The organism is Rhodococcus sp. DT1 (assembly GCF_049844875.1).
Lineage (GTDB): Bacteria > Actinomycetota > Actinomycetes > Mycobacteriales > Mycobacteriaceae > Rhodococcus.
This window is the reverse complement of record NZ_JBNCLW010000006.1, coordinates 175482-188523: the sequence shown is the minus strand read 5'-3', so window position 1 is coordinate 188523 and position 13042 is coordinate 175482. Positions and strand designations below refer to the sequence as shown.

The 13042-nt window shown below is 68.4% G+C and carries 9 protein-coding genes; 2 read left to right on the top strand and 7 right to left on the bottom strand.

What is annotated here, in order from left to right; genetic code table 11:
* Positions 1–7: 7 nt before the first annotated feature.
* On the bottom strand, positions 8–1522 hold the full coding sequence (gene glpK, locus ACLQ3J_RS16870) for a glycerol kinase GlpK (RefSeq protein ID WP_425903952.1): 1515 nt from the start codon (positions 1520–1522) through the stop codon (positions 8–10).
* 129 nt (positions 1523–1651) lie between these two features.
* Between glpK and glpD the strand changes: the two genes are divergently transcribed.
* A complete protein-coding gene (gene glpD / locus ACLQ3J_RS16865; protein WP_425904027.1) occupies positions 1652–3367 on the top strand; it encodes a glycerol-3-phosphate dehydrogenase in 1716 nt (571 codons plus the stop codon).
* A 37-nt stretch (positions 3368–3404) separates the two neighbouring features.
* On the opposite strand, the gene ACLQ3J_RS16860 is transcribed toward glpD, so the two are convergent.
* Together ACLQ3J_RS16860 and ACLQ3J_RS16855 are read right to left on the bottom strand one after the other, a co-directional pair.
* Positions 3405–3944 carry a hypothetical protein gene (locus tag ACLQ3J_RS16860; protein ID WP_296548998.1) on the bottom strand — a complete coding sequence of 180 codons (540 nt, stop codon included), beginning with the start codon at positions 3942–3944 and terminating at the stop codon, positions 3405–3407.
* Between the two features lie 4 nt (positions 3945–3948).
* Entirely contained in the window at positions 3949–4971 is a 1023-nt protein-coding gene (locus ACLQ3J_RS16855; RefSeq protein WP_425903951.1) for an oxygenase MpaB family protein, read from the bottom strand.
* A gap of 50 nt (positions 4972–5021) precedes the next feature.
* Here ACLQ3J_RS16855 and ACLQ3J_RS16850 point away from each other — a divergent pair, with 50 nt between their 5' ends.
* Entirely contained in the window at positions 5022–5639 is a 618-nt protein-coding gene (locus ACLQ3J_RS16850) for a TetR/AcrR family transcriptional regulator (RefSeq protein ID WP_422423741.1), read from the top strand.
* Here ACLQ3J_RS16850 and ACLQ3J_RS16845 read toward each other — a convergent pair.
* The 4 genes from ACLQ3J_RS16845 to ACLQ3J_RS16830 all read right to left on the bottom strand — a co-directional run bounded on the left by ACLQ3J_RS16845 (position 5615) and on the right by ACLQ3J_RS16830 (position 13041).
* Positions 5615–6409, bottom strand: coding sequence for a DNA-formamidopyrimidine glycosylase family protein (locus tag ACLQ3J_RS16845; RefSeq protein WP_425903950.1), 795 nt, complete (start codon positions 6407–6409; stop codon positions 5615–5617). The two genes, ACLQ3J_RS16850 and ACLQ3J_RS16845, sit on opposite strands and share 25 nt — an antisense overlap.
* A 2-nt stretch (positions 6410–6411) precedes the next feature.
* The gene (locus tag ACLQ3J_RS16840) at positions 6412–10971 is read right to left on the bottom strand and encodes an ATP-dependent helicase (protein ID WP_425903949.1); all 4560 of its coding nucleotides are present in this window, start codon (positions 10969–10971) and stop codon (positions 6412–6414) included.
* A 31-nt stretch (positions 10972–11002) separates the two neighbouring features.
* Positions 11003–11560, bottom strand: a complete 558-nt coding sequence (locus ACLQ3J_RS16835) for a hypothetical protein (RefSeq protein ID WP_206036604.1) — start codon at positions 11558–11560, stop codon at positions 11003–11005.
* A gap of 89 nt (positions 11561–11649) precedes the next feature.
* Positions 11650–13041 (bottom strand): FAD-binding oxidoreductase, encoded by a 1392-nt coding sequence (locus ACLQ3J_RS16830; RefSeq protein ID WP_425903948.1) that lies wholly within the window; start codon positions 13039–13041, stop codon positions 11650–11652.
* Position 13042 lies beyond the last annotated feature (1 nt).

The window sequence follows — 13042 nt, the reverse complement described above, 5'->3', positions numbered from 1 at the left end:
GGTGTGGTCAGGCCCAGCCATAGGTGCGCTCGACCGCTTTGTTCCATCCGGCGAACAGGCGTTCGCGCTCCTCGCCGGGCATGGTCGGCTCCCACGTCTTCTGGGCTTCCCAGTTGTGCCGGATGTCGTCCTCACCGTCCCAGTAGCCCACGGCCAGTCCCGCTGCGTATGCCGCACCGAGAGCGGTGGTTTCGGCGACCACGGGCCGCACGACCGGCACGCCGAGGATGTCGGCCTGGAACTGCATGAGCAGGTCGTTCACGACCATTCCCCCGTCCACCTTCAACGTGTGGAGTTCGACGCCCGAATCGGCGTACATCGCCTCGATGACCTCCCGGGTCTGATACGCGGTGGCTTCGAGTGTCGCCCGCGCGAGGTGCCGTTTGTCGACGAACCTGGTCAGACCCGTGATCACGCCGCGCGCGTCGGGGCGCCAGCGCGGTGCGAACAAGCCCGAGAAGGCCGGCACGATGTATGCCCCGCCGTTGTCCGGCACGGATGCGGCGAGTTGCTCGATTTCGGCAGCGGACCGCAGGATCCCCAGGTTGTCGCGCAGCCATTGGACGAGCGACCCCGTGACGGCGACCGAGCCCTCGAGCGCGTAGACGGCGGGCCGGTCCCCGATGCGGTAACACACGGTGGTGAGCAGTCCGTGTTCGCTGCGGACCGGTGTGGTGCCCGTATTGAGGAGCAGGAAGTTCCCTGTGCCGTAGGTGTTCTTGGCTTCGCCGGGGGACAGGCAGGCCTGACCGAACGTCGCGGCCTGCTGGTCGCCGAGGATCCCGGCGATGGGGACGCCCGCGTAGGGTCCGCGTTCGCGGGCGTGCCCGTAGATTTCGGACGAACTCCGGATCTCGGGAAGCATCGAGACGGGTATCCCGAAATCCGCGCAGATCTCCGGATCCCACTGCAACGTGTCCAGATTCATCAGCATCGTGCGGGAGGCGTTGGTGACGTCGGTGATGTGGACTCCCGGTCCGTGCCCGTCTTCACCGGCACCGCCCGTCAGTTTCCATACGATCCAGCTGTCGATGGTGCCGAACACCAGTTCCCCGGCGTCTGCCCTCTCCTGGGCACCGTCGACGTTGTCGAGTATCCAGCGCACTTTCGGGCCCGCGAAGTAGGTCGAGAGCGGAAGGCCCGTGACATCGCGGTAGCGATCAGCGCCGGCGTCGCCCGCGAGTTCTTCGACGAGCCGGTCGGTTCGCGTGTCCTGCCAGACGATCGCGTTGTACACCGCCTTGCCTGTCGTGCGGTCCCAGACGACGGTCGTCTCGCGCTGATTCGTGATGCCGATCGCGGCGATGTCCTGCCTGCGCACGTCCGCCTTGGCCAGTGCCACGGCGGCGACTTCGCGCGTGTTGAGCCACAGCTCCTCGGGGTCGTGCTCCACCCAGCCGGCGCGCGGAAAGAACTGTCGGTGCTCCTTCTGCGCGACGGACACGATCCGGCCGTCGTGGTCGAAGATGATGCACCGGCTCGAGGTGGTGCCCTGGTCGATCGCGGCGATGTACTGGTTCACGGATGATCCTCGATAGGGCGGACGGGATGGCTCAGGGCAGCATCTACTGCGCGCTGCGCGGTCGAAACTACTAGCCTTGTCGGGGATACGTCGGCGACTCACGGGAGCGGTGCGGTGAATCAACCAGGTGTGCAACCCCTCGGACCGCAACAGCGCGCCGACGCATGGCGGCAACTCGCCACCGAACAATTCGACGTCATCGTCATCGGCGGGGGCGTCGTCGGAGCCGGTGCGGCGCTCGACGCGGCGACACGAGGACTGCGGGTCGCGCTCGTGGAGGCCCGCGACTACGCGTCGGGGACGTCGAGCCGGTCGTCGAAGATGTTCCACGGCGGTTTGCGATACCTGGAACAACTCGAGTTCGGTCTGGTGCGAGAAGCGCTGCGCGAACGCGAACTTGCGCTGACCACCCTCGCTCCGCACCTGGTCAAGCCGCTGAAATTCCTTTTTCCGCTTACCCATCGGGTATGGGAACGTCCGTACATCGGGGCGGGGATCTTCCTGTACGACCGGATGGGTGGCGCGAAGTCGGTGCCGGCGCAGAAGCACCTGACGCGGGCGGGCGCGCTGCGTATGGTCCCCGGTCTCAAGCGCTCTTCGCTCACCGGCGGAATCTCGTATTACGACACCGTGGTCGACGATGCGCGCCACACCATGACGGTCGCGAGGACGGCCGCGCACTACGGGGCGGTTGTCCGGACGTCCACCCAGGTCGTCGGATTCCTGCGGGAGGCCGACGGAGTCGCGGGGGTCCGTGTGCGCGACAGCGAGGACGGCTCTGTCATCGACGTGCGTGGCAGCGCCGTCATCAACGCGACGGGTGTGTGGACCGACGAGATCCAGGCGCTGTCCCGCCAGCGGGGCAGATTCCGGGTGCGGGCGTCGAAAGGCGTCCACATCGTCGTTCCGCGTGATCGCATCGTGAGCGACTCGGCGATCATCCTGCGCACCGAGAAGTCCGTGCTGTTCGTCATCCCGTGGGGCAATCACTGGATCATCGGCACCACCGACACCGACTGGAACCTCGATCTCGCCCACCCGGCGGCCACGAAAGCGGACATCGATTACATTCTCGATCACGTCAACCGTGTGCTCGTGGTGCCACTCACCCACGACGACATCGACGGGGTGTACGCCGGGCTACGGCCACTGCTGGCGGGGGAGAGCGACGAGACCTCGAAACTGTCGCGCGAACACGCGGTCGCGCGGGTTGCACCCGGCCTCATCGCCATCGCGGGCGGCAAATACACCACCTACCGCGTGATGGCGGAGGACGCGGTCGATCTCGCCGCCGAGGACATCCCGACACGGATCGCTTCCTCCATCACGCACAAGGTGCCTCTCGTGGGCGCCGACGGGTACTTTGCGTTGGTCAACCAGACCATGTCCCTCGCCGAGGAATACGGGTTGCATCCCTATCGGGTCAAGCACCTCCTCGACCGGTACGGCTCGATGATCGACCAGGTCCTCGAGCACGCGAAGAACAGGACCGAATTGCTCGAGCCGCTGACCGATGCGCCGCGTTACCTTCAGGTGGAAGCGGTGTACGCGGTCGCGGCGGAGGGCGCCCTGCATCTCGAGGACATCCTGGCGCGGCGCACCCGGATCGCGATCGAGTACTCCCACCGGGGGGTGCACTGCGCGGAGCAGGTGGCGCGGCTCGTCGCACCGCTGCTGGGCTGGGACGACGAGACGGTCGATCGCGAGGTCGACATCTACCGGGCCCGGGTGGAGGCCGAAATCCTGTCGCAGACCCAGCCGGACGACGAGTCGGCCGATGCCCTGCGGGTGGCGGCCCCCGAAGCACGCGGGGAGATCCTGGAGCCGGTACCGATCACCCGGTGACCCGGGCGTGGTCTCGCCACGCCGGACGCTTCTGATCTCAGTGCGTCAGCGCGATTTTGACGACCACGACCGCCGACGCGAGCAGGGCCAACCCCACCGCCGCGAAGACGGTTGTGGTTCCGGCGGGGCGGCCCTGCAGGCGTTGGACGACGAACACCGTCGAACCGATGCGAATCAGAATCGCCACCTCGGCGAGCACTTGTGCCGTACGAGGTTCGAGCCACCCGAGCCACGCCGTGAGAAGAATGAGGCACGGCAGCGACGCGGACGACAGGATCGGGACCGAGTTGCGGAGTTCCACCCAGCGCTCGGCGCCGGTGAGTGGGCGCGCCGACCGCACGCTCTGCGAGACCGACTCCGCGAACACGTGCGCGAGAAACGTCGAGAGCGCGGTGCCCAGCACGATCGCGATGCCGATGTATTGCCTGGTGGTGGTGATCGGAACCAGGGCTGCGAGGACGAGCACGTTGCCGTAGACGTACGCACTTATCCGGCTTGCCGCCGCGTTGCGTGACAGCGGAACACGGCGGGACGCAACCAACCGGCGTGGTGCGTCGCGAGCCGGGGTGGGGGACACCCCGTCAGCGTGTCACACCGGGCCGGTGCCGTGACGTGACTTTCGGGCTGTAATGCACGGGCGAGTCGCGGCGGTCCACGGGCGGCAGATTACGGCCCGGGGTGTGCAACACGGGGGCGTCCCGGGCGATGCGGCCGGCGGCGCGATCGAGGCCCGCTCGGGCGCGCGGGTGATAGCGGAAACGCTTCGGCACGACCTTGCCGCCCAGACCGATCGCGCGGCCCACGAGGGCGTGGATCTTCTCGTCGCGAGCACTCCAGCGATACCCGAGCAGGTCGCGTACCGGGGGGTCGTAGAGGCCGACGGTGAGCCAGGAGAACCCGGCGACGACCGGCGGACGCAGCGCTTTCCAGACCGGTTCGGGGAACCACCGCAGGAACGGCGGTCGATCGAGGTTCGACAGGTCGAGGACGTCGCGGGTCGCCTTGTTGTCTTCGAGCACGTTGCGGCACATGTGATCCCAGTACTCCAGGAACGCTTCCCACGACTCGGGGACCGAATGCATGGGCATGCCGTAGAGGCGATACCACTGCACGTGCTCGTCGAAGAGCCGGTGCTTTTCTTCGAGGGTGAGCGGGCCGTCGAACCACTCGATCGACACCATGAGGCTGTAGAAGAAGGTCGAGTGTGCCCAGTAGAACGTGCCCGGGTCCAGCGCGTTGTACTTGCGTCCCTTCTTGTCGACGCCCTTGATGGTGTTGTGGTACCCGCGTACCTGCGCGGCGGTCTCCGGTGCCCGCGGGCCGTCGAAGACGACTCCGTAGATCGGGTACAGCGACCGGTAGAGGCGCTCCCAGCGCTCGTCGAAGAACTCCGAGTGTTCCTCGACGCCGGCACCGAGGCCGGGATGCATGTTCTGCATGGACCCGGCCCACGGCCCGAACAGCATGCCGCGCCACCCGCCGAAGTACTTCCAGGTCAGCGAGTCGGGGCCGAGAGGCTCGGGCGGTGCCGCAGCCGGACGGGCCGTCGTCTCGTCCGGTGCCAACTCGTCGACGCCCTGACCGCCGGGATACTGACTACGCATGTTGTCAGAGTAGGATCTGTCCGGCACGTAGTCAACGACGGGAAACAGCAGTGGGCACCACGCGCCGCAGTTGGGCGGGGGTCGGCATCGAAGAACGCCGGCGGGTACGCAGGGAACGGCTCCTCACCGCCGGTACCGACCTGATCGGCGCGCCCGGCGGTGCGATCGCGAACGTCCGTGCCGTGTGCCGCGCGGCCGAACTCACCGAGCGGTACTTCTACGAGAGCTTCACCGACCGGGACACCTTCGTCCGCGAGGTGTACGCACACGTCGCGAAACAGGCGCGCGAGGCGCTCGCGTCCGCCGTCGCCTCGGCGCCGCCGACGGGTGTCGCGGAGGCTGCGGTGCGGGCCTTCATCGGTCTCGCCGTCGACGATCCGGCCAAGGGGCGCGTGCTGCTCCTGGCGCCGCTGCGGGAGCCCGCGCTCAGCAGCCGTGGTCTCGAACTCGCGCCGGCATTCGTCGCGCTCGTCGAGGGCCGGCTCACCGGCATCGAGGACCGGGCGTATCGGCACCTGGTGGCCGTGGGACTGGTCGGCGCGTTCACCAGCATGTTCATGGGGTACCTCGAAGGCGACGTCACGGTGTCCCGGGAAACGCTGGTGGCACATTGCGTTTCACTGCTCGAACATGCCGGAGAGACCTACGATCCGGTACCGCGCGGCTGACAGCGGGGGCACCGGTACACCACCCGCTCCGGTTCGGTGGCCGTGCCCAGGTTCCAGGATTCGATGGGTGTCCCGCAACGTCGGCAGGGATCGCCGCGTCGCCCGTACACCCAGAGGTTCCGGCCGCGACGGCAATCACCCGTCGTGACCCGCACCGCCCGCTCGCGGTTCGCGGTGAGGATGCGGCGTGCGAGGTCCACCCAGCCGCGAGGATCACCTGCCGTACCCACCGGCTCCCGCGGATCGACGCCGCGCAGGAAACACAATTCGGACCGGTACACATTTCCCACACCTGCCATGACCCGCTGATCGAGTACGGCGACCCCGATCGGGCGGTGCGGGTCGCGCGACAGATTCTCCGCGGCGCGCACGGCGTCCCAATCGGCTCCGAGCAGATCGGGCCCGAGGTGGCCTACTGCGTCGTCTTCCCGGTCACGAGGGAGAACTTCGAGGATTCCCAGTTCGAACCCGACGGCCTGCGATTGTTCCGTACCCAGTACCACGCGAGCCTTGAAACCGGGCTTGCGCCACCGCGCGCCGCGCTGGTAGATGTGCCACTCGCCCTCCATCTTCAGATGCGAATGGATCGTGTGGCCGGGTAACCGGATCAAGATGTGCTTGCCCCGCGACACCACCTCGTCGACAATGCAACCCGTGAAATCCGCTGTGGCGAAACGAGGTACACGGAAATCGGTTTCGGTGAGCGTTCTCCCCGCCAGAGCGGTGTTCAGTTGCTGCGCTGCGCGGTAGACCGTATCGCCCTCGGGCATCGTCAGAACCTCAGCCGGTATCCGCGCGGCGTCGCCGAGAAACCGGACTCGCCCAGGATGTCTGCGAACGCGTGCCCGTGGATGGAGGCACCGTCGACCTTCTCCACGACGATCTTGTCGACGCCCCCGCGCTTGACGGTCGCGGCGAGGGAAGCGCACGCACTGCGCAGCAGTCCCGGATCGTCGTCGAAGGTGAGCATCGTGCGGCCACCGCGTTCGATGAACAGCACGAGTGCGCCGTCGACGAGAACCACCAGGCCACCGGCCTTGCGTCCCGGCCGGTGGCGGGGTGCGTCGTCGGGGGCCGAGGACTTCGGCCACGGGAGTGCGGCGCCGTACGGGTTGGCCGGGTCGCACGCTGCGAGGGTGATCGCCGCGGTTTCGTCGTGGCGGCCTTCGATCGAATCGGCGAACGAGCGCAGGCGGTCGACGACCGCGGGTGTGGAGAACTGGGCCCCTCCCAGCGAGTCGACGAAATACCCACGCCGGCAACGACCACGCTCCTCGAACCGGCTGAGCACCTTGTACATCGTGGCGAACCCGCCGGGTACGCCCTCGCTCACCACGACCCCCCGGGTGACGACCCCGTACCGCTCGAGCAACAGTTCCGCGATGCTGTGTGCACGGATCGTCGCGTCGGTCTCACGTTCGGGGAGCAACGACCAGCGACCGGCGACGGTGGGCGGGCCGGTGCGCGACGGCATCGCCGGGCGGGCCCGGTACATCCGCGCCCGTGGGGCGCGCCGCGGGGTCCGGTGCGCGGGCGTCGCGCGGGAGGTATCGCCGATCAAGGCCCGCAGCGGCGCAAGCGTGTCTCCCGAGATGTATCCGCCCCAGACCAGGTCCCACAGTGCTGCAGCGACAGTCGTGTCGGTGGCGGTCGATTCCCGGGCGGACACGGCATCGGTGAGCTGACGGAAGAAGAACGCGCCACCACCGGCGAGCGAGTCGAGGATCGCGTGGTGGATCGGGGACATGTCGAGTTCTTCGGTGGGCGCTAGGGTCACCGGTGCCAGGTCGGCGGGGTGGAGCAGGACCCAGCCGTCCTTGCCGGAGATGGACCCGGCGCCCGACCACACCACCTCACCTGTCGAGGTGAGTTCGTCGAGCATCGTCGGTGAATAGTCTCGGACGCGGGGTGCGAGGACCAGTGGCTCGAGTGCGCTTGCAGGAAGCGGAACCCCGGCGAGTTGTTCCACGACCGTGAGAACGCCGTCGAGTCCGTAGAGAGCACTGCCACCCGCGCCCTTGCCGAGGTGGTGCCAGTCGGGAAGGAACCGGCCGAGCGTGGCCGTGCTGACCGGTTCGACATCCTGGCGGGCCGCTGCGAGCGACCGCCGTCGCAGCCGCCGCAGCACCTCGGAATCGCACCATTCGGACCCGGTGGCACCCGGACGGAATTCCCCCGACGTAACGCGCCTGTCCGCGGCCATCCGCCGCAACACGGAGTCGACGACGGCCGTGCCGAGCCCGAACCGCGCCGCGACCTCGGCCGCGGTGAACGGACCGTGGGTGCGGGCATACCGGCCCACGAGATCACCGAGCGGATCTGCGACCGGCTCGACGAACGCGGTGGGCACCCCGATGGGCAACGGCACGCCGAGCGCATCGCGCAACCGGGACGCGTCTTCGATGGCGGCCCACCATTGTTCACCCGCGTACGACACGCGGAGTGCGCGTCGCCGGCGGGCGAGGTCGGCGACCCACTCGGTCGGATCGTCGGTGGTGCGTTCGTGCAACTCGGCATCGGTGAGCGGCCCGACCAGTCGCAACAGGTCGGCGACACCCTCGGCATCGCGCGCGCGCCGCTCCGGTGTCAGTCGCTGCAGTTCGTGTTCGGCGTCGGCGATGACGTCGGCGTCGAGCAGTTCGCGCAATTCCACGCGACCGAGCAATTCGGCCAGCAAGGTCGAATCGAGCGACAACGCGGCCGCGCGGCGCTCGGCGAGCGGGCTGTCTCCCTCGTAGAGGAACTCGCCGACGTAGTTGAACAGCAGTGACGAGGCGAACGGGGAGGCGGTGGGCGTTTCCACCTCGACGAGGCGGATCTGCCGGCGGGCGACGCGACCGAGGAGGTCGTGCAGGGCGGGCAGGTCGTAGACGTCCTGCAGGCACTCGCGGACGGTCTCGAGCAGAATCGGAAAGGTAGGGTAGCGCCGCGCGACATCGAGCAATTGGGCCGAGCGTTGCCGCTGCTGCCACAACGGCGCCCGCTTGCCGGGGTTGCGGCGGGGCAGCAGCAGTGCGCGGGCCGCACACTCCCGGAACCGCGACGCGAACAGCGCCGATCCACCGACCTGCTCGGTGACGATCTCGTCGATGTCCTCGGGGTCGAAGACGAAGATCTCCGACCCCGGTGGCGCGTCGTCGGCGTCGGGCAGTCGCACGATGATGCCGTCGTCGGAGGCCGTCGGGTGGGATTCGACGCCGTACCGCTCGAGCAATCGGGCGCCCACCGCCAGTGCCCACGGTGCGTGTACCCGCAATCCGAACGGGGAGTGCAGCACCAGTCGCCAGTCGCCGAGTTCGTCGCGGAACCGTTCGACCACCAGGGTGCGGTCGGTGGGAAGCTGTCCTGTCGCGGTGCGCTGCTCGGTGAGCAGAGCGATCAGGTTGGTCGTCGCGTTCTCGTCGAGTCCGCCGTTGCGACAGCGTTTTTCGGCTTCCTCGGCGTCGGCGTGGCCCAGCTCGCGGATGAACGCGCCCAGAGCGGCTCCGAGTTCTGCGGGCCGGCCCTGGCTGTCTCCGTGCCAGAACGGCAAGCGGCCGGGACGACCGTAAGCGGGCGAGACCAGTACCCGGTCGAACGTGATCTCTTCGATCCTCCAACTGGTGGCACCGAGTGCGAACACATCGCCGACCCTCGATTCGTAGACCATCTCCTCGTCGAGTTCTCCGACACGGGTGTTCTTCTCGCCCACCATGAACACGGTGAACAATCCGCGATCGGGGATGGTGCCACCCGAGGTGACCGCGAGTCGCTGCGCGCCCGGGCGCCCGGTGAGCGTGCCCTCGGAGCGGTCCCACACCACACGCGGCCGTAGCTCGGCGAACTCGTCGGACGGATAGCGTCCCGCGATGAGGTCGAGCACCGACTCGAACACGGGTCGCGACAGGGACGCGAACGATCCGCTGCGCCGCACGGTGTCGAACCAGTCGTCGACGTCGAGCGGTTCGAGCGCGGTCGCCGCGACAGTCTGCTGGGCCAGCACGTCGAGGGGATTGGCGGGTACCTGCAACGCTTCGATCTGCCCGGCGACCATGCGCTCCACCGTGACGGCGCAATGGATGAGATCGGTGCGGTGCTTGGGGAAGAGCACACCGCGGGACGTCTCACCCACCTGGTGCCCGGCGCGGCCCACCCGTTGCAGGCCGCTCGCGACGGACGGCGGTGCCTCCACCTGGATGACCAGGTCGACCGCACCCATGTCGATGCCGAGTTCGAGGCTCGAGGTGGCCACCACGCACCGCAGGCGCCCGGTCTTGAGATCGTCCTCGATGAGGGCGCGCTGATCCTTGCTCACGGAGCCGTGGTGCGCGCGTGCGAGCACCGGTTCGGCGCCGTACGTGACTTCGGTGGGCGCCCCGATCTGGGCCGGGGGTCTGCCCACGCGGTCGACCTCGGTGCCGGTGCGTTCGGCGTAGATCTCGTTGAGCCGGGCGGTGAGCCGCTCGGAGAGTCGTCGCGAGTTCGCGAACACGATGGTCGACCTGTGTGCGGTGATGAGGTCGACAATCTGTTCCTCGACGTGCGGCCAGATCGACCCCGCCTGGGGAGTGGGCGACGCAGAGTCCTCGTCCGGCTCGGCGACACCGAGTTCCGTCATGTCCTCCACCGGGACCCGGACCGTGAGATCCCACGTCTTGGCCGCCGGGGGAGCGACGATCCGGATCGGCGCGCCACCGGCGAGGAACCGGCCGACCTCCTCGTGGGGCCGCACCGTCGCGGACAGTCCGATGCGCTGCGCGGGCGCGCGCAGCAGCAGGTCGAGCCGTTCGAGCGACAGCGCGAGATGGCTGCCCCGTTTGGTGCCGGCAACGGCGTGCACCTCGTCCACGATCACGGTCTCCACGCCGGCGAGGTTCTCCCGCGCCGACGAGGTGAGCATGAGGAACAGCGACTCGGGAGTGGTGATCAGGATGTCGGGTGGGGTGCGGGCGAGCTTGCGTCGGTCGGCCTGCGAGGTGTCGCCGGAGCGGACCCCGACGCTGATGTCCGGTGGGGTGAGGCCGAGCCGTTTGGCGGTTTGGGTGATACCGACCAGCGGCGATCGCAGGTTGCGCTCGACGTCGACCGCGAGCGCCTTCAGCGGCGAGACGTAGAGCACCCGCGTGCGCTGCTCGCGGGCGACCGTCTCGTCGGCCGGAGTGGAGGCGAGCCGGTCGAGCGACCACAGGAACGCGGAGAGCGTCTTGCCGGAACCGGTGGGTGCCACGACCAGGGTGTGCGCGCCGGACGAGATCGACTCCCACGCACCGAGCTGAGCGGGAGTCGGGGCGTCGAAAGCTCCGCCGAACCATTCACGGGTCGGTGCGGAGAATCGGTCGAGGACAGAGCTCACCTGTCTATCGTGCACCCGACCGCCGACAGGCTCAGTCCTCGAAGGCGAATTGAGCGATCTGAGGCGAGTGCAGATCGGCCCACCGGTTGCGCCCGGTGCGGACCAGTTCGGTGACGAGGGCACGGGCCGGCGCCCGCCACGGCAGGGCGTCGAACTGCTCCCGGCTCTCGGGTGTTTCCGTCCATGCGATCGTGGCCATCGCACCGCTGTGCGTCACATTCAGCGCAGGGAAGGTTGCAGCGATCCGGTCGAGGGACGCGCCGCAGGCCTCTTCCAGACCTTCTCGCGTCACCGTGATCCAGCCCTGGACATTCCGCAGACCCGGTCCCGGGGTGTCGAGGTGGAGGCCGGCCACCTCGAGATCACCGGCATACACGCTCACGAGTCGGCGGCCCGTCGGCGACACCGAATTGTCGGGCAGGCACGCGACCGACCAGTACTCCCGCTCGCTCATCCGTGCGTTGGGCACGCTCGACCGGATGTAATCGCGCAACCATGCTGTGACGATGCCGAATTCGGGGTAGTGCGCGAGCTCCCTGTACTTGGTGTCGCGTAGGGGGAGTTCGGAGACGGAGTCGGGCGAAGGCATGTTCACGCGACGATTATGGCCGTTCACGGGCCGATCCGGGTGCAAGGCCGGAATCGACGCGTTCCCACGCCCGGGGGGCTGCGTCCGGGTCACAGCACCACCCCCGGGTTCAGGATCGACCGAGGGTCCAGCGCATTCTTGATTTGCCTGGTCAGAGCCATGACGTCAGGGCCGACCTGGTCGGGAAGCCACGCCTTCTTCAAGCGGCCCACGCCGTGCTCCCCGGTGATCGTGCCGCCCAGTTCGATCGCGAGATCCATGATCTTTCCGAAAACCGCCTGTGCTCGCACGGCCATCTCGTCGTCGGCGGGGTCGTAGACGATCAGGGGATGGGTATTGCCGTCCCCGGCGTGAGCGATGACCGCGACCGTCACATCGTGCTTCGCCGCGAGCGCGGCGATCCCCTCCACAAGCGCGGGAAGAGCCGGCAGGGGAACCCCGACGTCCTCGAGCAGCAGGCTGCCGGTGCGCTCCACCGCGGGGATCGCCATCCGGCGGGCGGCCGCAAACGCTTCCCCCTCCGCGGCGTCGTCGGTGGTGAACACCTCGTCGGCACCGGCGTCGCGACATGCCTGCGCCATCAGCGTGATCTCCTCGGCCGCGGCCGCCCCCGGTACGTCGGAACGCGCGATGAGCATCGCTTCCGTGGAGCGGTCGAGACCCATCCGGAGCATGTCCTCCACCGCTCCGATCGTGGTCCGGTCCATGAATTCGAGCATCGCGGGCCGCAGCATCCCGGTGATCGCGACGACCGCGTCGGCGGCGGCCTGGACCGACCCGAACGTGGCAACCATCGTCGACGCCGGTGGTTGCGGCGGAAGCAGTCGCAACGTCACCTCCGTGATGACGCCGAGGGTGCCTTCGCTGCCGACGAACAGTTTCGTCAAGGACAGGCCGGCGACGTCCTTGAGTCTCGGGCCGCCCAATCGCACCGCGGTACCGTCCGCCAGCACGACCTCGAGACCGAGGACGTAATCGGACGTGACCCCGTACTTCACACAGCACAGGCCGCCGGCGTTGGTCGCGGCGTTGCCGCCGATCGTGCAGATCTCGAACGACGACGGGTCCGGCGGGTACCACAGACCGTGCTCGGCCGCTGCCCGCTTGACCTCGGAATTGAGGAGCCCCGGCTGCGCAACTGCGGTACGGGTGGTCGTGTCCACCGTGAGCGCACGCATCTTCTCGGTGCTCAGCACGATGCCCCCGGCGATGCCGCCGGACCCGCCCGACAGACTCGTGCCGGCTCCCCGGGGCACCACCGGGACGCGGTGGGTGTTCGCCCACCGCAGCGTGGCCTGCACGTCCGCGGTCGACGTGGCGCGCACCAGGGCGGCGGGCATAACCGCGTCCGGGTCCTGCGCACGGTCGTGGCGGTATCCGGCGAGGATGTCAGGGTCGGTGACCAGTGCGCCCTGCGGCAACGCGGCGGCCAGTTCGGTCAGCGGCATCGTGGACAATCCGGTTTCCTGTTCGGTGGACATC

Bases quoted from the DNA above. Each gene is read 5' to 3' on its own strand.
- ACLQ3J_RS16855 (WP_425903951.1), bottom strand. From the start codon at position 4,971: ATGCGTAGTCAGTATCCCGGCGGTCAGGGCGTCGACGAGTTGGCACCG.
- ACLQ3J_RS16845 (WP_425903950.1), bottom strand. From the start codon at position 6,409: ATGCCCGAGGGCGATACGGTCTACCGCGCAGCGCAGCAACTGAACACC.
- ACLQ3J_RS16835 (WP_206036604.1), bottom strand. From the start codon at position 11,560: ATGCCTTCGCCCGACTCCGTCTCCGAACTCCCCCTACGCGACACCAAG.
- ACLQ3J_RS16830 (WP_425903948.1), bottom strand. From the start codon at position 13,041: ATGTCCACCGAACAGGAAACCGGATTGTCCACGATGCCGCTGACCGAA.